At 65.2% G+C, this 21115-nt stretch carries 20 protein-coding genes; 10 read left to right on the top strand and 10 right to left on the bottom strand.

The genetic code is table 11. From position 1 onward, the window contains the following. Positions 1-31 precede the first annotated feature (31 nt). The 5 genes from ACEOAC_RS01595 (at position 32) to ACEOAC_RS01575 (ending at position 6238) form a co-directional block, all read left to right on the top strand. A complete protein-coding gene (locus ACEOAC_RS01595) occupies positions 32-1666 on the top strand; it encodes a carboxyl transferase domain-containing protein (RefSeq protein WP_077234817.1) in 1635 nt (544 codons plus the stop codon). A gap of 22 nt (positions 1667-1688) precedes the next feature. Next, positions 1689-3716, top strand: a complete 2028-nt coding sequence (locus ACEOAC_RS01590) for an acetyl/propionyl/methylcrotonyl-CoA carboxylase subunit alpha (protein ID WP_413628648.1) — start codon at positions 1689-1691, stop codon at positions 3714-3716. A gap of 19 nt (positions 3717-3735) precedes the next feature. Continuing rightward, a complete protein-coding gene (locus ACEOAC_RS01585; RefSeq protein WP_413445136.1) occupies positions 3736-4665 on the top strand; it encodes an MBL fold metallo-hydrolase in 930 nt (309 codons plus the stop codon). A gap of 93 nt (positions 4666-4758) precedes the next feature. After that, positions 4759-5268: a YbaK/EbsC family protein gene (locus ACEOAC_RS01580; RefSeq protein ID WP_006464595.1), complete on the top strand. Its 510-nt coding sequence runs from the start codon at positions 4759-4761 to the stop codon at positions 5266-5268. Positions 5269-5329: 61 nt separating this feature from the next. Then, positions 5330-6238: a hydroxymethylglutaryl-CoA lyase gene (locus ACEOAC_RS01575; protein ID WP_241812933.1), complete on the top strand. Its 909-nt coding sequence runs from the start codon at positions 5330-5332 to the stop codon at positions 6236-6238. Positions 6239-6401: 163 nt separating this feature from the next. Here ACEOAC_RS01575 and ACEOAC_RS01570 read toward each other — a convergent pair whose 3' ends face one another. Continuing rightward, positions 6402-6557, bottom strand: a complete 156-nt coding sequence (locus ACEOAC_RS01570) for a hypothetical protein (RefSeq protein ID WP_166757989.1) — start codon at positions 6555-6557, stop codon at positions 6402-6404. 291 nt (positions 6558-6848) lie between these two features. Between ACEOAC_RS01570 and ACEOAC_RS01565 the strand changes: the two genes are divergently transcribed. Both ACEOAC_RS01565 and ACEOAC_RS01560 read left to right on the top strand, forming a co-directional pair. Next, positions 6849-7823 carry an NAD(P)H-dependent flavin oxidoreductase gene (locus ACEOAC_RS01565; protein WP_006464597.1) on the top strand — a complete coding sequence of 325 codons (975 nt, stop codon included), beginning with the start codon at positions 6849-6851 and terminating at the stop codon, positions 7821-7823. Positions 7824-8188: 365 nt separating this feature from the next. Continuing rightward, positions 8189-8458, top strand: coding sequence for a hypothetical protein (locus ACEOAC_RS01560; protein WP_413445135.1), 270 nt, complete (start codon positions 8189-8191; stop codon positions 8456-8458). Between the two features lie 84 nt (positions 8459-8542). Here the strand turns inward: ACEOAC_RS01560 and ACEOAC_RS01555 are convergent, their stop codons facing one another. Next, on the bottom strand, positions 8543-9238 hold the full coding sequence (locus tag ACEOAC_RS01555; protein WP_413445134.1) for an alpha/beta fold hydrolase: 696 nt from the start codon (positions 9236-9238) through the stop codon (positions 8543-8545). A 59-nt stretch (positions 9239-9297) separates the two neighbouring features. After that, a complete protein-coding gene (locus tag ACEOAC_RS01550) occupies positions 9298-10458 on the bottom strand; it encodes an MFS transporter (protein ID WP_241812928.1) in 1161 nt (386 codons plus the stop codon). Between the two features lie 268 nt (positions 10459-10726). On the opposite strand from ACEOAC_RS01550, the gene ACEOAC_RS01545 reads away from it, so the two are divergent. Both ACEOAC_RS01545 and ACEOAC_RS01540 read left to right on the top strand, forming a co-directional pair. Beyond that, on the top strand, positions 10727-11326 hold the full coding sequence (locus ACEOAC_RS01545) for an HD-GYP domain-containing protein (protein ID WP_006464601.1): 600 nt from the start codon (positions 10727-10729) through the stop codon (positions 11324-11326). A gap of 89 nt (positions 11327-11415) precedes the next feature. Beyond that, positions 11416-12624, top strand: a complete 1209-nt coding sequence (locus tag ACEOAC_RS01540) for a YbfB/YjiJ family MFS transporter (RefSeq protein ID WP_413445461.1) — start codon at positions 11416-11418, stop codon at positions 12622-12624. A 40-nt stretch (positions 12625-12664) separates the two neighbouring features. Here ACEOAC_RS01540 and hisC read toward each other — a convergent pair whose 3' ends face one another. The 3 genes from hisC to ACEOAC_RS01525 all read right to left on the bottom strand — a co-directional run bounded on the left by hisC (position 12665) and on the right by ACEOAC_RS01525 (position 15261). Further along, the gene (gene hisC / locus ACEOAC_RS01535; RefSeq protein WP_413445462.1) at positions 12665-13747 is read right to left on the bottom strand and encodes a histidinol-phosphate transaminase; all 1083 of its coding nucleotides are present in this window, start codon (positions 13745-13747) and stop codon (positions 12665-12667) included. 93 nt (positions 13748-13840) lie between these two features. Beyond that, positions 13841-14503 carry a hypothetical protein gene (locus tag ACEOAC_RS01530; RefSeq protein ID WP_413628647.1) on the bottom strand — a complete coding sequence of 221 codons (663 nt, stop codon included), beginning with the start codon at positions 14501-14503 and terminating at the stop codon, positions 13841-13843. 83 nt (positions 14504-14586) lie between these two features. Further along, positions 14587-15261, bottom strand: coding sequence for a Crp/Fnr family transcriptional regulator (locus ACEOAC_RS01525; RefSeq protein WP_413445744.1), 675 nt, complete (start codon positions 15259-15261; stop codon positions 14587-14589). Between the two features lie 181 nt (positions 15262-15442). Here ACEOAC_RS01525 and ACEOAC_RS01520 point away from each other — a divergent pair, with 181 nt between their 5' ends. Continuing rightward, positions 15443-17083 carry an acyl-CoA synthetase gene (locus ACEOAC_RS01520; protein ID WP_077237295.1) on the top strand — a complete coding sequence of 547 codons (1641 nt, stop codon included), beginning with the start codon at positions 15443-15445 and terminating at the stop codon, positions 17081-17083. A gap of 30 nt (positions 17084-17113) precedes the next feature. Here ACEOAC_RS01520 and ACEOAC_RS01515 read toward each other — a convergent pair whose 3' ends face one another. The 4 genes from ACEOAC_RS01515 to ettA all read right to left on the bottom strand — a co-directional run bounded on the left by ACEOAC_RS01515 (position 17114) and on the right by ettA (position 21111). Further along, positions 17114-17704, bottom strand: coding sequence for a hypothetical protein (locus ACEOAC_RS01515; RefSeq protein WP_006464608.1), 591 nt, complete (start codon positions 17702-17704; stop codon positions 17114-17116). A 136-nt stretch (positions 17705-17840) separates the two neighbouring features. Further along, positions 17841-18755 (bottom strand): ketopantoate/pantoate/pantothenate transporter PanS, encoded by a 915-nt coding sequence (panS, locus tag ACEOAC_RS01510; RefSeq protein ID WP_006464609.1) that lies wholly within the window; start codon positions 18753-18755, stop codon positions 17841-17843. Between the two features lie 237 nt (positions 18756-18992). Next, positions 18993-19271: a hypothetical protein gene (locus ACEOAC_RS01505; RefSeq protein ID WP_006464610.1), complete on the bottom strand. Its 279-nt coding sequence runs from the start codon at positions 19269-19271 to the stop codon at positions 18993-18995. Between the two features lie 172 nt (positions 19272-19443). Further along, positions 19444-21111, bottom strand: a complete 1668-nt coding sequence (ettA, locus tag ACEOAC_RS01500; RefSeq protein WP_413443607.1) for an energy-dependent translational throttle protein EttA — start codon at positions 21109-21111, stop codon at positions 19444-19446. Between the last annotated feature and the right edge of the window lie 4 nt (positions 21112-21115).

Here is a 21115-nt window from a genome sequence, read left to right as displayed (position 1 = left end):
AGAAACTAAAACAGAGAGACGAGAGACCACCATGCCGCAGATTGAAAGCAAGCTCAACCCGCGCAGCGAGGAATTCCAGCACAACCGCGACGCCATGCAGCGCATCGTGGACGACCTGCGCCAGAAGGTCGCGGCCATCGCCGAAGGTGGCGGCCAGGCGGCCCGCGAAAAACACCTGGCCCGTGGCAAGCTGCTGCCGCGCGAGCGCGTGCAGATGCTGCTGGACCCCGGCACGCCCTTCCTGGAGTTGTCGCAACTGGCCGCCTACGGCATGTACCGCGAGAAGGATCGCGACGGCAACCTCAAGGATGCCGCGCCCTCGGCCGGCATCATCACCGGCATCGGCCGCGTGGCCGGCCAGGAATGCGTGATCGTCTGCAACGACGCCACCGTCAAGGGCGGTACCTACTACCCGATGACGGCCAAGAAGCACCTGCGCGCGCAAGAGATCGCCGAATTCAACCACCTGCCCTGCATCTATCTGGTCGACAGCGGCGGCGCCAACCTGCCCAACCAGGATGAGGTCTTCCCGGACCGCGACCACTTCGGCCGCATCTTCTTCAATCAGGCCAACCTGTCGGCCAAGGGTATTGCCCAGATCGCCGTGGTGATGGGATCCTGCACTGCCGGCGGCGCCTATGTCCCGGCCATGAGCGACGAATCCATCATCGTCAAGGACCAGGCCACCATCTTCCTGGCCGGCCCGCCGCTGGTGAAGGCCGCTACCGGCGAGGTGGTCAGCGCCGAGGAGCTGGGTGGCGGCGACGTCCATACACGCCTGTCGGGCGTGGCCGATCACCTGGCCCAGGACGATACCCATGCCCTGGCGATCGCCCGCAATATCGTCGGCCATCTCAACCGCCGCAAGCCACAGCAACTGGCCCTGCGCGAGAGCGTGGAACCGCGCTACCCGGCCCAGGAACTGTATGGCGTCATCCCCACCGATACCCGCAAGCCCTTCGACGTGCGCGAGGTCATCGCCCGCATCGTCGATGCCAGCGCGTTCGATGAATTCAAGGCCCGCTACGGCACCACCCTGGTGTGCGGATTCGCGCACCTGCATGGCATGCCGGTGGGCATCATCGCCAACAACGGCATCCTCTTCTCGGAGGCCGCCGAAAAGGGCACCCACTTCATCGAACTGTGCTGCCAGCGCAAGATCCCGCTGATCTTCCTGCAGAACATCACCGGCTTCATGGTCGGCAAGAAGTACGAGAACGAGGGTATCGCCCGCCACGGTGCAAAAATGGTCACCGCCGTCTCCACTGCCAAGGTCCCCAAGCTGACCGTCATCATCGGTGGCAGTTTCGGCGCGGGCAACTACGGCATGTGCGGCCGCGCCTTCTCGCCGCGCTTCCTGTGGATGTGGCCCAATGCACGCATCTCGGTGATGGGCGGTGAACAGGCCGCCAGCGTGCTGGCCACCGTCAAGCGCGACGGCATCGAAGCCCGCGGCGGCAGCTGGAGCGCCGAGGAAGAAGCCGCCTTCAAGGAACCCATCCGCGCCCAGTACGAAAGCCAGGGCCATCCCTACTACGCTTCGGCGCGACTGTGGGACGACGGCGTGATCGACCCCGCCGATACCCGCCAGGTGCTGGCGCTGGGCCTGTCGGCGGCGCTCAACGCCCCCATCGAAGAGACCCGATTCGGCGTCTTCCGCATCTGAGCCACGCCACCGAGGAGACACCATGTTCAACAAGATCCTGATCGCCAATCGCGGCGAAATCGCCTGCCGCGTGGCGGCTACCGCACGTCGCCTGGGCATCGTCACGGTGGCCGTCTATTCCGACGCCGACGCGCGCGCCAAGCACATCCAGGCCTGCGACCAGAGCGTGCGCCTGGGACCGGCGCCGGCCAAGGAAAGCTATCTCTGCGGCGACAAGATCATCGCTGCCGCCCTGGCCACCGGGGCCCAGGCGATCCATCCGGGCTACGGCTTCCTCTCCGAGAACGCCGAGTTCGCCCAGGCCTGCGCCGACGCCGGGCTGGTCTTCATCGGCCCACCGGCCTCTGCGATCCGCGCCATGGGCTCCAAATCGGCCGCCAAGGCGCTGATGGAAACCGCTGCCGTGCCACTGGTACCGGGCTACCACGGCGAGCGCCAGGAGAGCGATTTCCTGCGTGGCGAGGCCGACCGCATCGGTTACCCGGTGCTGCTCAAGGCCAGCGCCGGGGGCGGTGGCAAGGGCATGCGCGTGGTCGAGCGTTCGGAAGACTTCGAGGCCGCGCTGGCCTCCTGCAAGCGCGAGGCGATCTCCAGCTTCGGCGACGACCGCGTGCTGGTCGAAAAATACCTGACCCGGCCACGCCACATCGAAATCCAGGTCTTCGCCGACGGCCAGGGGAACTGCGTCTATCTGTTCGAACGCGACTGCTCCGTGCAGCGCCGTCACCAGAAGGTCCTGGAAGAAGCCCCGGCCCCCGGCATGAGCTGCGGCCGCCGCGCTGCCATGGGCGAAGCGGCGGTGGCCGCGGCCCGCGCCGTCGGCTATGTCGGTGCCGGCACGGTGGAATTCATCGCCGACTACAGCAGCGGCCAGGATGGCAGTTTCTATTTCATGGAAATGAATACCCGGCTGCAGGTGGAGCATCCCGTCACCGAAATGATCACCGGCCTCGATCTGGTGGAATGGCAACTGCGCGTAGCCGCAGGCAAGGCGCTGCCGCTGAAGCAGGATGCACTGCGCATCAACGGCCACGCCATCGAAGCCCGCATCTATGCGGAGAATCCCGAGAAGGGCTTCCTGCCCTCCATCGGTACCCTCACCCGCATGCGCAGCGCCGCGGCGGTGGAGTTCCGCCTGGGCGAGAATGGTGCCGGGCAGCCGGCGCCGGTACGCATCGATTCCGGCGTGCGCGAGGGCGATGCCATCTCGCCCTTCTACGACCCCATGATCGCCAAGCTCATCGTCTGGGGCGCCGACCGCGACGCCGCCCTGCGCAACATGGCGCGTGCGCTGGCGCAGTACCAGGTGGTGGGGCTGGCCACCAATATCGGCTTCCTGCAGCGCCTGATTGCCGGTCAGGCCTTCGCCACTGCCGACCTCGATACCGGCCTGATCGAACGTCATCGCGACAGCCTGTTCCCGGCACCCGCGCGGCCCGGTATCGACACCCTGGCGCTGGCCACCGCCGCCATCCTGCAGCAGGAGCACCAGGCGAGCAGCGACACTGACCCCTGGGCACACACCAGCGGCTGGCGACTCAACACCCGCCTGCTGCGCAGCCTGGACTTCGAGGACGAAGCCGGACCGACGACGGTGCAACTGGACTACGCCGGCGACGGCCGGCACTGGACGCTGCTTGCCGACGGCAGCACGCATACGCTGGCCTTCGACCCCAGCGACCAGAACGGCCTACTGGTCTCGCTGGATGGCCGCACGCTGCGCGCCGAGGTCCAGCGAGAAGGCGAATGGCTGCACATCTTCGATGGCCAGGGACAGCGCAGCCTGCGCCATCTCGACCCCATGGCCCACGCCGGCCACAGCGAAGCCGAGGGCGGCCGCCTGACCGCCCCCATGCCCGGCAAGATCGTCGCCCTGCTGGTACAGAAGGGCGCCAGCGTGGCCCAGGGTGCGCCCCTGCTCATCATGGAAGCCATGAAGATGGAGCACACCATCGCCGCGCCCGCCGCCGGTGTGGTCGAGGACCTGCTCTATGCGGTTGGCGACCAGGTGGCCGAGGGCGCGCAGTTGCTGGAATTCAAGGCCGCCTGAGCGCGCCGAATAGCTTGCCATGAATGCCCCCGCACTGCGCGTGGCCCCCTCCATCCATGTGCTGGAGCGGGGCTGGCTGTCCTCCAACAACGTGCTGCTGTTTGGCCGCGACGAAGTGGCGATGATCGACAGCGGCTACGTCAGCCATGCCGAACAGACCCTGATGCTGGTACGGCACGTGCTGGCCCAGCGCGGTCGGGACGGGCTGGGCCTGCTGGTCAACACCCATCTGCACTCCGATCACTGCGGTGGCAATGCCGCCCTGCAGCAAGTCCATGGCTGCCGCATCGCCATCCCCGCCGCCGAAGCGGACAAGGTGCGCCACTGGGACGAGGACGCCCTCAGCTACCGCGCCACTGGCCAGCGCTGCCCGCGTTTCACTGCGTCGCAGACCATCGCCAGTGGCGACGTGTTGCGCATGGGCGACCTGGACTGGCAGGCGCTGGCCGCTCCCGGACATGATCCGCATGCGCTGCTGTTCTACTGCGCGCAGGAAGGCGTGCTGATCTCGGCCGATGCCTTGTGGCGCAATGGCTTCGGCATCATCTTTCCCGAGCTGGATGGCGAATCCGGATTCGAGGAAGCGCGCGCCACGCTGGAGCTGATCCGCACGCTCGACGTGCGTACCGTCATCCCCGGTCATGGCGCCCCCTTCCAGGACATCGACGACGCCCTGGACAAGGCCTTCTCGCGGCTGGACTACCTGCAGGCCGATCCCTTGCGCAACGCCCATAACGGCATCAAGGTATTGGTCAAGTTCTTGCTGCTGGAACGTGGCCGCATCCCGCTGGAGCAGTTGCCGGCGATGATGCGCGACATTCCCTTGCTGCGCATCACCAATGAACGCTTCCTGCAGATGGACGACGTCGCCCTGTCGCGCTGGTGCGTGGCGCAACTGGAAAGGGCCGGCGCGGCGCACAGCGACGGCGTGTTCCTGCTGGACCGGTAAGCACGCTGACCGCCGCGGCAGCCTGAAGCGTGGCGGCCATGCTGTTATCATTTCCCGCTCCATCTACCTACCGCGTTTGATCCGATCCGACCCATGAACGACACCGCCGCACCCCTGCCCTCCTCCGCCCAACGCGTCGCCGACCTGCTGGCCGGCATGGGGCATGACAAACCGGTCGTGATGCTGCCCTCGACCGGCCGCACCTCGGCTGAAGCCGCCGCCGCCGTCGGTTGCAGCGTGGCCGAGATCGCCAAGTCCATCATCTTTCGCCGTGTGGCCGACGATGCACCGGTGCTGGTCATCGCCAGCGGCGCCAACCGCGTCGACGAAGCCAAGGTGACCGCCCTGGTCGGCCCACTGGGCAAGGCCGATGCCCGCTTCGTGCGCGACAACACCGGCTACGCCATCGGTGGCGTCTGCCCGGTCGGCCACGTCGTCAAGCCGGTGATGCTGATCGACCGCGACCTGTTCAACTACGACAGCGTCTGGGCCGCCGCCGGCCACCCGCATGCCGTCTTCAACCTCACCGCCGCCCAACTGCAGGAAATGACCGGCGGCGCCGTCAGCGACGTGCGACTGGATGCCGCGCCGACCGCAGCCTGATTCCAACTGAACCAGACCAGAACAAGAATTCCCAAGAACACAGCCAACGGAGACAAGCCAGATGAACCTGCCCAAGAAAGTGAAGATCGTCGAAGTAGGACCCCGCGACGGTCTGCAGAACGAGAAGGAAACCATTTCCGCCGCGATCAAGATCGAACTGGTCGACCGTCTCACGGCGGCGGGTTTCCCGAATGTGGAAGCGGCCTCCTTCGTCTCGCCCAAATGGGTGCCGCAGATGGCGACCTCGACCGAGGTCATGCACGGCATCACGCGCAAGCCGGGCGTGGTCTATTCGGCGCTGGTGCCCAACATGAAGGGTTTCGAAGCTGCGCTGGAAGCGGGCGTGGATGAGGTGGTGATCTTTGGCGCGGCCTCGGAAGCGTTTTCGCAGAAGAACATCAACTGCTCCATCGCCGAATCCATCGACCGTTTTGCCGAAGTCGCCAAGGCCGCCAAGGCCCATCGCAAGCGCCTGCGTGCGGCGGTCAGTTGCGCCTTCGGCTGCCCGTACCAGGGCGAGGTCCCGCTGGAGGCGGTGGCCGATGTCGTCCGGCGCTTCCGCGAACTGGGCTGTGACGAGATCGACATTGCCGACACCATCGGCGTGGCCACACCGGACAAGGTACGTCCGGTGATGGAAACGGCGATCCGCGAGTTCCACATCGAAGGACTCTCCGGCCACTTCCACGATACCTACGGACAGGCGCTGGCCAACATCTACGCCAGCCTGCAGGTCGGCATCAGCATCTACCACGCCTCCGTGGCCGGCCTGGGCGGCTGCCCCTACGCCAAGGGCGCAACCGGCAATGTCGCCACCGAGGATGTGCTGTACATGATGAACGGGCTGGGGATAGAGACGGGGGTGGACCTGGATGCGGTGGTCGATGCGGGACAGTTCATCTCGCAACACCTGGGACGCAGGTCGGTCAGCCGCGCGGGCAATGCGATTGCGGCGAAGCGGGCGAGGTGAGGTGAGTGGGGTGAGGCGGGCCGGTTTGAGTCAGCGCTGTTGGACGGTCGCCTCAGCTGCAGTGGTCATACTGAGCGACTGACACCCGGCAAGCAGAATGGCGCGGGGCTGCCTTGAGCAGCTACCGCGCCATTGCTTATTCCTTATTGCGATTGCTCACAGCTCACTGCTGACGATAACGACGCAATCCGCGTACCGGCAACTTGTCGGCCTCGATCAGCGCCTTCTTCAAGGCGCGTTTGTGCAGCACGGCGCCGGCGATCAGTGCGACGGCAGCCAGGACGATGATGAGGACGTTGACCAGATCGAAGTTTTGCATGATTCCCCCCTGCGACAATTGACGGCTGATGAAACTCGGGCATGGCCCTTCCGGCTGAGCCGGACCCGCAACACGCCCCCGGTGGCGCCTGCGTGGCCTGTTTTACGCCAGGCTTGTGGAAAACATAGCACATGGTCGGGATAAGACAGTAAATCATATAAATAATTTCCTGAAATTTCCCATTCGCGCAACAAAAAGCACGACCGTTATATTTTTTCGACTTTTATCCTATAATCGTCGGACAAAAGCGGCCTTGTGCCTTGATATAACGACAACCAACGAGAGACGACCATGCCACCAGCCCCTGCTTACCCCAAAGCATTGCAAGATCTGCGCCTGCCCATCATCTGCTCGCCCATGTTCATCGCCAGTGGTCCCGCGCTGGTTGCGGCCCAGTGCAAGGCCGGGCTGGTCGGTTCGTTTCCCGCGCTCAACGCCCGTCCGGCAGAGCAACTCGATGTCTGGCTGACCCAGCTGCAGGAAGAACTGGCGCAGTGGCAGGCGCAGCATCCGGAACGCAAGGTCGGTCCGATTGCGGTGAACCAGATCGTGCACCAGTCCAATGACCGTCTGGCCCAGGACGTGGCCACCTGCGTCAAGCATCAGGTCCCTATCATCATCTCCAGCCTGCGCGCGCCTCCGCAGGAGATGCTCGATGCCGTGCACAGCTATGGCGGCATCGTGCTGCATGACGTGATCTCCCTGCGCCATGCCGAAAAGGCGCTGGAAGCCGGGGTCGATGGCCTGATCCTGGTGGCTGCCGGCGCTGGCGGCCATGCCGGGACGCTGTCGCCCTTTGCGCTGGTTGGCGAGGTGCGCAAGATGTTCAAGGGACCGCTGGTGCTGTCGGGTGCCATTGCCACGGGCGACGCCGTACTGGCCGCACAGGCCATGGGCGCAGACTTCGCCTACATGGGATCGCGCTGGCTGGCCACGCGCGAATCGAATGTCGATGAGGCCTATCGCCAGGCCATCGTCGACTCCTCCGCGGCCGATGTGGTGTACACCAACCTCTTCACGGGGGTGCACGGCAACTATCTCAAGAAGTCCATCGTCAACGCCGGGCTGGACCCGGACAAGCTGCCCGAGGCCGACAAGACCAAGATGAACTTCGGCTCCGGCGGCGGCAGCAAGGCCAAGGCCTGGCGCGATATCTGGGGCGCTGGCCAGGGCGTGGGGCTGATGGACGACGTGCCTGGTGTGGCCGAGATGGTGGATCGGCTGGAGGCTGAATATCACGCCGCACGTACGCGACTGGCGCTGTAAGAACCTGCAACGCAACGTCGTGGTGGTTCAAGACAAGGCGGATGGGTGACCCCATCCGCCTTTCCCTTTTTGTGCAAGCCTGCACCAGCGCGGGGGAACGCGCCCAGTCCTGGCGCATCGAATGGACGAGTTCATCACCCTGCCGCGCCCTACCGGCGCGGCCTGTACGAATCCTCTGTCGGACAAATTCCTATTTTGCATCCTGCCTTGTAACTGGCGGCACTTCTTGTGCGGGGCCCGGTCGTATTTGTTCGCTTCGTGCATGCGCAAGGTAGCCGATGAGCTTGTGAGCCACTGTACTCAAGCTCCTCGGCGCCGGCCCTGCGGCAAAAGAAGAGTCAACCATTTGATGCGAGGACCCCAACATGACCAGCTTCCTGAGAACCAGAAAAGATCGTCATCCCAAACATGAAAAACCCCGACTGCCCCATGAGCAGGACCAGAATGCAGACCGTCAGGACCCGGCGCGTAGCGGCCATGCGGTAGACCGCCCGGAAATCCGCCAGGCCTACGACGATATCCGCAAGGGCCAGGTCGATACCGACCTGCGCGGCACCGGCGGTCTGGACGAAGTCAACAAGGGTGCGGGCGGCCGGGCAGCCGGCGCCCCGGGCAAGGAGCCCGACGAAGGATGAGCAGGCGGGACGAAGTGCGGGCGCAATGCCCGCATCCCGCGCATCCGGGCGGAAGCGGGATGTCGGGACTCAGGGACTAGGGACCTACAGACCCGAACGCGTAATCCAGTCCGAGAGAATGGCAAACAATTCCTGCGGCTTTTCCATCGGCGTCATGTGACCGCTATCGCCGATGATCTCCAGGCGCGATTGCGGTATCCGTCGCGCCATCTCTTCCGATTCCTCCACGCTGCGCAACTTGTCTTCGTCACTGCTGACGATAAGGACCGGGCACTGCAACTGCTGCAGTTCTTCCGCATTGCTGTCGCGCAGGGTCTGCAGCTGGCGCAGGAAGACCTCCTTGCCGTTGGCCAGTGCCATGGACTGCAGCCGGTCTAGCAACGTGCGATCGGTACTGCGTACCGGATGCAGGGACGACGCCAGCGCCCGCGAGGTCAAGCCCTTGAAGGGCGTACGCTGGGCCATGTCGAGCTGGGCCAGCGTGCCCTGCGATTCTCGCTCGGTCTGCGGGCGTGAAGAGGTATTGAGCAGCCCCAACCCCAGCACACGCTCAGGCGCCTTCAGGGCAATTGCCTGGGCCACGAAACCGCCCATGGAAAACCCCAGCAGCACGAAGCGCTCCGGCGCCTGACGCAGGACCGCATCGGCCATGGCCTGGATGCCGATATCCTGGCCGAGGTCGCCAAAGGTCAGGGACCCCAGCGTGGCGAGATCGTCCCGCATGTCGTCCCACAGGTGTTCATTGAGCATGAAGCCCGGCAGCAGGACCAGGTTGCGCATCGTGATATTCCTTGCATCCGTTGTTTCAAGAGAGGCGCTATTGTAGGCGCCCGCGCCATCTACTGCAGCCACAGCGCGCGTCGGCTGGAGCCGGCCATGGCCAGGCACAGCACGCCCAGCAGCGCCAGCGCCGCCTGCAGACCCCAGCCATGCGCCAGGAAGCCGAACACCGGCGGTCCGATCAGGCTGCCGCTGTAGCCCAGCGTGGCCACCGCCGCCAGTGCCGTCGAGCCATGTCGGCCAGCGGCACTGAAGACGAAGGGAAACACCGCCGCCACGCCGGTGCCGGCAATGGCAAACCCCAGGATGGCCACGGCCATGCCGGGCGCGACCACCGCCAGCGCGATGCCGGCGCTGGCGACCAGGGTGCCGATCCAGACCACCCGGCGCGCGTCGTAACGGGCCTTGAGACTGTCACCGACCATGCGCATGATCAGCATCATGCCGGCGAAGGCGGCATAGGCCAGCGGCGTGCTGCCATCGCTGGCGCCGATGTGGTCCTTCATGTAGATGCCACTCCAGTCGGCCACCGAACCCTCGACGATGGCCCCGCAAAAGGCGATCACCCCCAGCACCACCAGATGGCCATGCGGTACCGCGAAGAGCTTGCGCTGCGGATCGTGTTCCGGGCGGTCGTCGGGCAAGGCCACGTAGGCCGCGTACAGGGGATAGAGGAACAGCGCCGCCACCAGCAGGAAATGCCAGACCGGTGCGATGCCCAGCCCCGCCACCGCACTGGCAATCAGCGCGCCCGAGAAGGTCCCCACACAGAACCAGCCGTGCAGCATCGACATGATGGGCCGCCCGGCATCGCGTTCGGCCTGCGCACCCAGCGCATTGATGGCGACGTCGAAGCAACTGGAGGCTGCGCCGTACAGGGTGCAGATCAGCATCAGGCTCGCCAGCCCCGGCGCCAGACCCAGCAGCGGCAGCGACACCAGCAACGCCAGGCCGGCGTAGAGGGTGCTGTGGCGCGCGCCATAGTGCCCGGTGATCCAGGCCGCCAGCGGGAACGAACCGACCGCGCCAATCCCGCCGCACAACAGCACCAGCGCCAGCGTGGCCGCGTCCAGCTGCAGATGGTCCCGGATGGCGGGAATGCGTGCGGCCCAGGTGGCAAAGACGATTCCCAGCAGCAGGAAAAACAGGGGAATGGCAAACTTGCGCCAGATCAGGCGGGACGGAGAAGCAGGATGGGAAGGGGACGGCTTGGTTGTCATCGATAAGTCAGGAATGTAAACTGCGCAAAAATCATTTCTTTCCTGAAATGAGTTTCAGTATTGCAAACCGCTATTATCCGACAACCGGGAAAGCGCATCGTCATGCGCTGTCGGACACCGCGGTGCAGGGCCACCCCCAGGGTGGCCATTCAGAAGCCAACGAACCTGCCAGCTTGCAAGAAGGGCGCATGCCGCCTTGCAGATCACGGATCGAACCGCACTCTGAGCGACCGACGCTGCCGGCGGCTGCAATCTCGCAGGGACAGGAATGCCAGTTTCAGAACCGAACAAGATCTATCAGGAAGTCATCGATGCATTGATCGCCATGCATCGGCTCACTGACGGCTATACGCCCAATCACGAAGACCAGACCGCCGAGCTGGCGGTGATGATCGGGCGGCATCTGCGCCTGCCCGCCGAGCGCATCGACGTGCTGCACATGGCGGCCCAGGTGCACGACATCGGCAAGGCCAGGATACCGCTGGAACTGCTTACCAAGCCGGGCCGCATCACGGCCGACGAATATGGCGTGCTCAAGACCCACGTGCAATTCGGCTACGAGATGCTCAACAAGATCAGCTTCCCCTTCAACCTGGCCGAGATCGTCTGGTGCCACCATGAATACCTCGACGGCAGCGGCTATCCGCGTGGCATCAGCGGCGACGCCCTGCCCTTCGAATCGCGCATCCTGACCGTTGCCGACATCGTCGAATCGATGTCGGCCGACCGCCCCTACCGCAAGTCGCTGGGCATGGCCGTGGCGCTGGAAGAAATCCAGCGTCAACGCGGCAGCCGCCTGGACCCGGTGGTGGTGGATGCCTGTCTGCATGTGGTACAGGAGCACAACTGGCGCCCCATCGCCAACTGAGCCAACGCCTCCGCCCACCTCAGCGCATATCTCCCTTCTGCATCGGCTACACTGGGCGCCATAACAAGACCGCCCGGAGACGCCATCCCATGACCAGCCACGCTGCGCATGCGCCATCGCCCTTCATCCTGCGCCACCCCATCCTGACTGCCCTGGCCCTGTCGCTTGGCACCGCCGTGGCACTGGGCCTGGCGCGCTTTTCCTACGCCCTGCTGCTGGCGCCGATGCGCGCCGACCTCGGCTGGCCTTATCTGGTGGCCGGCGGCATGAATACCGGCAATGCCCTGGGCTACCTGCTGGGGGCACTGCTGACACCCATGCTGATGCGCCGCTACCAGGCGCATCGGGTGCTCATCGCGGGTGCCTTCGGAACGGCGCTGCTGTCCTTCCTGCCGGCCCTGACCACGGACACGCTGCTGCAACTGCTGCTGCGGATGGTCACCGGCGTGACCAGTGCGCTCATCTTCGTCTCGGGGGGATTGCTGGTCAGCCGCCTGGCGGCGCTGCATGCACAACGTGCGGGCCTGCTGCTGGGGCTCTACTACGGTGGCACCGGCATCGGTATCGTCGCCGCCTCATTGCTGGTGCCGCCCGTGATGGACGCCGCCCTGGCACGGGGCGCAGCCCATCCCTGGCAATGGGCGTGGATACTGCTGGGCCTGCTGGCACTGGTGGCCAGCATCGTCATGGCCTTGCCGGCAGCACTGATGCCGACCAGCCCGGCGCAGGCGGCCGGCCCCAGTCGTTGGCGGGCGCGCTCCCTGCAGTATGGGCTGGTCGGCTATCTCTTTTTCGGGCTCGGCTATATCGGCTACATGACCTTCGTGATCGCCCTGCTCAAGGAAGAAGGCATGGCACCGGCGCGCATCACGCTCTTCTTTGCGCTGCTGGGCGCGGCCACCTTTGCCTCCTCGCGCATCTGGGCGCGCATGCTGGACCGCTTCCGTGGCGGGCAGTCGCTGGCCATCCTCAACGGCCTGCTGTGCGTGGCCACGCTGCTGCCGGCCACGACGAACGCGACGGTGGCAGTGTTCGCCTCCGGCCTGCTCTTCGGGGGATGTTTTCTCTCTGCGGTGGCCTCGACCACGGCCATGGTGCGCCACAACCTGCCGCCCTCGGACTGGCCGGCCGGCATCAGCGCCTTCACCATCGTCTTCGCGGTCGGGCAGATCATCGGTCCGTCCATCGTCGGCTGGATCGCCGATGGTGCCGGCGGGCTGCAACGCGGACTGGTGTTTTCCGCACTGATGCTGCTGGCCGGGTCCCTGGTGGCGTGGCGCCAGCGGCCGCTCAGCTAAGGCTTGGGGACGGCGGACCGGCCGCCGTTCACCGTCGGACTTACTGTTGCCCCAGATGGCGCCCCAGTGCCTCCACCAGCGTGGCGCAATCCGCATTGGTACCGATGGTGATGCGCAGGAACTGCTTGATGCGCTCGGTCTTGAAGTGACGCACGATGATGCCGTCGCTGCGCAGCGCCGCCGCCAGGGCGGCCGCGTCATGTTGTGGATGACGCGCGAAGACGAAGTTGGCCGCCGACGGCAGGACCTGGAAACCCAGGCCTTCCAGCTGCGCCACCAGGGCGGTGCGGCTGGCGATGACCATGCCGCAGGTCTTCTGGAAGTAGTCCTCGTCCTCGATGGCGGCGGTGGCGCCGGCAATCGCCGGACGATCCAGCGGATAGGAGTTGAAGCTGTTCTTGACCCGTTCCAGTGCATCGATCAGGTCGGCGTGGCCGATGGCAAAACCGACCCGCATGCCGGCCAGCGCGCGCGACTTGGAGAAGGTCTGTACCACCAGCAGGTTGGGATAGCGCTGCACCAGCGGGATGGCGCTCTGGCCGCCGAAATCGATATAGGCCTCATCAACCACCACCACCCGCTCCGGATTGCCCTGCAGGATGCGCTCGATCTGGTCCAGTCCCAGCAGGCAGCCGGTGGGCGCGTTCGGGTTGGGGAAGATGATGCCGCCGATGGCCTCGCCCTGGCCGATGTAGTCGTCGGCGCGCAGCGTGAAATCCTCGGCCAGCGGCACGGCGCGATACTCGACCTGGTACAGGCCGGCATAGGTCGGATAGAAGCTGTAGGTGATGTCCGGGAACAGGATGGGCTTGCCATGCTGCAGCAGGGCCTGGAAGGCATGCGCCAGCACTTCGTCGGAGCCATTGCCCACGAACACCTCGCGCGCGCTGATGCCGTCGGCGGCATGGCGGCGGGCGATGGCCAGCTTGAGCGGCTCGGCATCCGGATTGGGATACAGGCGCAGGCTGTCGCTGACTTCACGGGCGATGGCCTGCAGCGCCAGCGGCGACGGGCCATACGGGCTCTCGTTGGTATTGAGCTTGACCAGGCGCGCGATCTTGGGTTGTTCGCCGGGGGTGTAGGGCGTCAGGCGGCTGACGATGGGGCTCCAGAACTTGCTCATGAGAAATCGGCCCGCAGCGGGCCACACAGAATTGAGGGAAAGCGCAGATGGTAGCAAACTTGCCGCCGGGCGGCGGACTGCACCTCGGAAATCTCAGAAATAGGGCCGGTAGCGCGGCTTGCGCGCCTCATCCTGGCGCGACGGTACGACCTGCACGGGCGTGCTGCTGAGCAGCGAGATGGCGCGGCGGGCAATCTCCGGCGGCAACCCGATGGCTTCCTGGCAAGCCCGCTGCAGCGCCGCCAGCGAGGCAAATCCGACCGCCGCAGGCGGTGCGCCGGCATCATCCATGCGCGCCAGCCCGGCCAGGACCCAGGCCACGCGCTGCTCGCGCACCAGGCTGCGCAGCGATTCCCCTTCGGCAAAAAGCAGCGCGCGCAAGCGCGCCGGGCTCATCTGCCAATCACGGGCAATGCCCTCGGCGCGCCAGTCGGCCGCAGGTTGCGCGAAGATCGCGGCGGCCAGGCGACGTGCATGGGGCTTGCTGGCATCGGCCGCGCTTTCCATGTCGGCCGGGGATTGCGTCTCCAGCGCCAGCGACCAGACGGCCGGACGCATGCCCTGCGCCGCCATGCGCGGATGGGCCAGGCAGGAGAAGCGCACGAAGGACGGGACGGTGAAGCTCTCGCCCTCCCTCAGTTCGATGGTGACATTGCCGCTCCTGAGCGTGGCTGCGCCCTTCCACACCCGCACCCGCGCCGGCGCGGCGAAACGCAGTTCGCGCAATTGTAGGTGATGGTGGGTGACGATGGCCATGGGAATTCAGTTGCGGGAAGGTCGACCGATGGTATGCCAGGCCTGGCCGCCAGACTGTCGTTGCGGTGACAGGCTGCGCCGCCTCATAGCGAGGCCATGCCGAAGGCGCGCAGGCCATCGAGGTCGACCACGCGGATGCTCTGGTAGGAAATCTCTACCAGCCCCAGTTCGGCCAGGTGGCGCATGGCCAGGTTCACGCGCTGGCGTGACAGACCGGTCAGGAGGCCGATCTCTTCCTGCGACAGTTCCAGCACCTTGGAGGTACGTGGATACAGCATGGGATGGAACAGTTGCGCAATCGCCTGTGCCACGCGGGCATCCACATCCAGCAGACGCTCGTTCTGCACGGTGGCGATGAACTGGCCCATGCGTTCGTTGAGCTGGCCGATCACGAAGGCATTGAAGGGCAGGCTCTCGGCCATCAGGCGATGGAAGGTATCAGCCGGCACCAGCAGGATCTGCGAGGCGCGGATGGCGATGACGTCATAGCGGCGCGGCTCGCGCTTGATCACGCTACCCTCGCCGCACCACCCGCCCTCGGGCACACCCGACAGCGTGCTGCTGCGGCCGTCGATGTTGTAGACCGCCAGCTTGATGAGGCCCTCATGCACGCCGATCCAGTAATCGGAGCGCTCGCCCCGGCGGGCCACGAAGGCATCGGCGGCAAAGCGCGACAATTGCGTGGTCGCGGCCGCCAGCGCACGATGTTCGGCCGACAGGGCGGCGAACCAGTCGTATTGCTGCAGAAGCTGCGCCATCTTGCTGCTCATGAGGGGGCTTGGGGGAAGGAGGAAAACGCCGGACATTGTCGCATGTCAGCCTTGTCGTCGTGATGACAAAGCACAAGCCGGCTTCAGTGCTACCCTAGAGAACTGAGCTGCGGCTGATAAAAAATGCACAAGGCCGCCGCCCCACCATCCCCGCCGCTAGGAGACAGACATGGCAGATTTCGACACAGGCCTCGGCCGCAACACCGCCAATTACGCGGCCCTCACCCCCATCGATTTCATCGCGCGTGCCGCCGCCGTCTATGGCAAGCGCACCGCCATCATCCACGGCGCACTGCGCCAGGACTGGGACCAGACCTACCGCCGCACGCGCCGCCTGGCCAGCGCCCTGCAAGGCCTGGGCGTGGGCAAGAACGACACCGTGGCAGCCATGCTGCCCAATACCCCGGCGATGGTGGAGGCGCACTTCGGCGTACCGATGGCCGGCGCCGTGCTCAACGCGCTCAACATCCGGCTCGACGCCGAATCCATCGTCTTCATGCTGCGCCATGGCGAAGCCCGGGTGCTGCTGATCGACAGCGAATTCGCCGCACTGGCACAGCAGTTGCGCACGCAATTGCCGGCGCTGAAGATCGTCGAAGTCTTTGATGAACTGGGCCCGCCACCGGTGGCGGGTGAACGCTTCGGCCACCTGGAGTACGAAGCCCTGCTGGCCAGCGGTGACGAACAGTTTGACTGGCAGATGCCGGCCGACGAATGGGATGCGATTGCCCTGAACTACACCTCCGGCACCACTGGCGACCCCAAGGGGGTGGTCTATCACCATCGTGGCGCGGCCTTGAATGCGGTGTCCAACATCCTCGAATGGGACCTGCCCAAGCACCCGGTCTACCTGTGGACGCTGCCGATGTTCCATTGCAATGGCTGGTGCTTCCCGTGGACGGTCGCCGCACGCGCGGGCGTAAACGTCTGCCTGCGCAAGTTCGATCCCAAACTGGTGTTCGACCTGATCGCCGAACATGGCATCACCCACTACTGCGCCGCGCCCATCGTCCATGCCGCGCTGGCCAATGCGCCCGAGGGCTGGCGCGCCGGCATCCGCGGTCCGGTCAAGGCGATGGTGGCCGGGGCACCGCCGCCAGCGGCCGTGCTGGCCAAGATGGAGGCCATGCAGTTCGAACTGACCCACGTCTATGGCCTGACCGAGGTCTACGGGCCGGCGGCGGTCTGCGCCGAGCAGGATGACTGGAGCGGCCTGTCGGTGGACCAGCGGGCGGTGTTGAAGTCGCGCCAGGGTGTGCGCTACCACCTGCAGAGTGGCGTGACGGTGCTCTCGCCGGACACCATGGAAGCAGTGGCCGCCGATGGCGAAGAGATCGGCGAGATCATGTTCCGCGGCAACATCTGCATGAAGGGCTATCTGAAGAACGACAAGGCCACGCAGGAAGCCTTCGCCGGCGGCTGGTTCCACACCGGCGACCTGGGCGTGATGAATGCCGACGGTTACATCAAGATCAAGGACCGCAGCAAGGACATCATCATCTCCGGGGGCGAGAACATCTCCAGCGTGGAAGTAGAAGACGTGCTCTACCGTCACCCGGCCGTACTGGCGGCGGCCGTGGTGGCACAGCCGGACGAGAAATGGGGCGAGACCCCCTGCGCCTTTGTCGAACTGAAGGAAGGTGCCGACATCGGCGCGGCCGAACTGGCCGAGTTCTGCCGTGGCCACCTGGCCGGCTTCAAGGTGCCCAAGGCGATCTACTTCGGCCCGTTGCCCAAGACCTCCACCGGCAAGATCCAGAAGTTCGAACTGCGCAAGCGGATGAAGTCGGACAGCGCCATCAACGTCTGAGGCGCGTCGGCACTTTCACTGAGGCTTGCATCAGGCCTTGCGCACGGCGATGTGGTACAGGCCCCACGGGCATTGGCCGAAGCGTTCCGGCAAGGGGCGCGCGGTCATCTCCGGGAAGCTGTCGGCGTCATAGACGGCCCACAGCGGACCGAGCCCGCCCAGCGGAATCGGCTTGCCATCCAGGTGGGTGGCGACGATGAAGCGGTACTTGGCAATATCGGCTGCGGACACCAGCACCGCATAGCCATCCACGGCGCGCAGGGCGCAGTTCTGCAGCGCGGCGGGGGCGCCACAGACGCGCAGCACCTCCGACAACAAGGGACCGCGCAGGCTATGGCGACGGCGGTCGTATTCCAGCGTAGGGTGGATTTCCACCGAAGGCAGAGCCGACAGGGCGGCAAAGTCGAAGGTATAGGCCTTGTCGAAACTCAGTTTCTGCTTGGCCATCATCTGGTCCAGCGCCGGATCGAGGGCGCCGCGATTGCTGTTGCCGATGTCGCCGGTGACGGTCAGCAACACCGGCCCGGACCCACCGGCCTTCTTGTCCGCAGCCAGCGCCGGCAGGGCGGCCGGTGCCGCCAGCAGAGTGGCGCCCAGGCGCATGAACTGGCGTTTTTGCATGATGGTCCCTTCCTTGGATGATGAATGTGGCCGATTGTAGGCACATAACGGCCCATGAACAACGGCCCGCTTCCATCCGGGAGCGGGCCGCGTCGTTTCAGGCGAATATCAGGCGAATATCAGGCGAGTACAGTGCTCAGTCACGCGGCGGGCGACCGCGCCAGTAACCGGCCAGCAGCGAACCCGACAGGTTGTGCCACACCGAGAACAACGCGCCCGGCAAGGCCGCCACCGGGGTGAAGTAGAGCTTGCCCAGCGCAGCCGCCAGACCGGAATTCTGCATCCCCACCTCGATGGCCAGGGTACGGCATACCGCTTCGTCGAAGCCGAGCAGGCGACCACCCCAGTAGCCACCCAGCAAACCCAGGCCGTTGTGCAGGATCACGCCCACCAGTACCACCAGGCCCACCGAGGCGATGCTGGCCTGACTGCCGGCGACCACCGCCGAGATGATCAGCAGGATCGCCACCATCGACACCAGCGAGAGGTAGGGTTCGATGCGGCGGATCAGGTTGCCGGCAAACAGGTTCAGTACCAGGCCCACGGCGATGGGCACCACCACGATCTGCACGATGGACATGAGCATGGCATGCGCGTCGAAGTGGATGGAAGCGTCCACATACAGCTCCGTCAGCAGCGGCGTGGCAAATACCGACACCAGCGCCGACAGCGTGGAAATGGTGACCGACAGCGCGACATCGCCGCGCGAGAGATAGATCATCACGTTGGAGGCGGTACCGGAGGCAACGCTGCCCACCAGCACCATGCCGGCGGTCAGGTCAGGCGGCATGCGCAGCACCTTGGCGATGACCCAGGCGGCCAGCGGCATGACCAGGTAGTGCAGGATGATGCCGGCAGCCACCGGCGCGGGGCGCTTGATGATGCGCTTGAAGTCGTCCACCGTCAGCGTCACGCCCATGGTCAGCATGATCAGGGTGAGGAGCTGGGTGATGTACTTGCCCAGGGGCGTGAAGGTCGGTGGCGAGAAATAGGCGGCGGCGGAAAGCAGCAGCGCCCACACGGGGAAGAGGCGGGTAATCGTGGCGAGCATGTCAGGGCGGATGAATGATGGATACAGTCCTGGGACCCGATGGCAAACGTAGCCCGGGGAGCCAGGTGGCGCGAATTTTTTTATCGGGTGCGCGGATGACGCGAACGAGGAAGGAGAGATCATCGCGCCCGGGATAGGACGGCGGCCTCTTCTCGACCGGGCGCCTGGTGGGCGCGAGGGCGTGATTCTACCCGCGCAGGGCGTTTTCTGCCCGCTCCCGGGCCATGGGAACCGCTCCTATGGGGATGGATCACACTTGAAGGTCAACATCACCTTGGGCGGCATCACCCCGATCACGCCATCGGAGCGCTCACTGCCGGTCACGCGTGCGCGGCGCCCGCGCTGGCGACACCAGTCGTCGGCCTGCTGCAGGCCCTGGATGGCCACGCCCTCGTTGCCGTGCCAGCGCGAACTGGCCACCAGCAGATAGGTGTCCTTGTCGATCTGCGTGACCGGTTGCGAACTGGCGCAAGCACCCAGCAGCAGACAGATGGTCAGCACCTGGCGCGTCTTCATCGACGTTTCCCCCGAGGATTCCTGTGATGCAGGGATGGTAGCCATCGGCACGGGCCACGTCATGCATCCCTACAACTCTTTACGCTCCCTCCCGGCGAAAAAAACGCCGCTGACGTCAGCGACGTCCAGCGGCGTTTCCCGGGTACGGATCGATCAGGCGATCAGCGAGCGATCAGCGCGTGACCGGCTTGTAGCGGATGCGCTTGGGCTTGGCGGCTTCTTCGCCCAGACGCTTCTTCTTGTCGGCTTCGTATTCCTGATAGTTACCGTCGAAGAAGGTGACCTGCGAATCACCCTCGAAGGCGATGATGTGGGTCGCGATACGGTCCAGGAACCAGCGATCGTGGGAGATCACCAGCACAGTGCCGGCGAATTCCAGCAGCGCGTCTTCCAGGGCACGCAGGGTTTCCACGTCGAGGTCGTTGGACGGTTCGTCCAGCAGCAGGACGTTGCCGCCCTGCAGCAGGGTCTTGGCCAGATGCAGGCGACCGCGTTCACCACCGGAGAGGTTGCCGACCACCTTCTGCTGGTCGCCACCCTTGAAGTTGAAGCGGCCCAGGTAGGCACGCGACGGCATTTCGAAGCGGCCCACGGTGAGGATGTCGGCACCGCCGGAAACGTCCTCGAAGACCGTCTTCTTGTTGCCCAGGTCTTCACGCGACTGGTCCACCAGCGACACCTTGACGGTGGGGCCGAGCACCAGTTCGCCGCTGTCCGGCGTTTCGCGACCGGCCAGCATGCGGAACAGGGTGGACTTACCGGCGCCGTTGGGGCCGATGATACCGACGATGGCACCGGCCGGAATCTTGAAGTTCAGGTCATCGAGCAGCAGGCGGTCGCCATAGCCCTTGCTGACGTTCTTGAACTCGATGACTTCATTGCCCAGGCGCTCGGCCACGGGAATGAAGATTTCCTGGGTCTCGTTGCGTTTCTGGTATTCGTATTCGGACAGTTCATTGAAGCGGGCCAGACGCGCCTTGCTCTTGGCCTGACGACCCTTGGGGTTCTGGCGTACCCATTCCAGTTCCTTGGCGATGGTCTTCTGACGCGCCGATTCGCTGGCTTCTTCCTGCTTCAGGCGGGCTTCCTTCTGTTCCAGCCAGGAGCTGTAGTTGCCCTTCCAGGGGATGCCGTGGCCACGGTCCAGTTCCAGGATCCATTCGGCGGCGTTGTCGAGGAAGTAGCGATCGTGGGTGATGGCCACCACGGTGCCGGGGAAGCGCTGCAGGAACTGCTCCAGCCAGTCCACCGATTCGGCGTCCAGGTGGTTGGTCGGTTCGTCCAGCAGCAGCATGTCGGGCTTGGAGAGCAGCAGCTTGCACAGTGCCACGCGGCGCTTTTCACCACCGGAGAGCACGCCGATCTTGGCATCCCAGGGCGGCAGGCGCAGTGCGTCGGCGGCCATTTCCAGTTGCTGGTTGAGGCTGTTGCCGTCGGCGGCGGCGATGATGGCCTCCAGACGGGCCTGCTCGGTGGCCAGGGCATCGAAGTCGGCGTCTTCCTCGGCATAGGCGGCGTAGACGGCGTCCAGCTTGGCCTGGGCTTCGAAGACTTCGCCCAGGGCGCTTTCGACTTCCTGGCGCACGGTCTTCTCGGCGTCGAGTTGCGGTTCCTGCGGCAGGTAGCCGATGTTCAGGTTGGGCATCGGGATGGCTTCACCCTCGATTTCCTTGTCGATGCCGGCCATGATCTTGAGCAGGGTCGATTTGCCCGAGCCGTTCAGGCCGAGCACGCCGATCTTGGCGCCGGGGAAGAAGGACAGCGAAATGTCCTTGAGGATCTGCCGCTTCGGCGGCACGATCTTGCCGACGCGGTTCATGGTAAAGACGTATTGGGCCATGGTA

The sequence above is a fragment of the Herbaspirillum frisingense genome (genome assembly GCF_047325095.1).
Lineage (GTDB): Bacteria > Pseudomonadota > Gammaproteobacteria > Burkholderiales > Burkholderiaceae_D > Herbaspirillum > Herbaspirillum frisingense.
The sequence above is the reverse complement of the archived record's forward strand: the minus strand, read 5'-3'. Positions and strand labels throughout refer to the sequence as shown.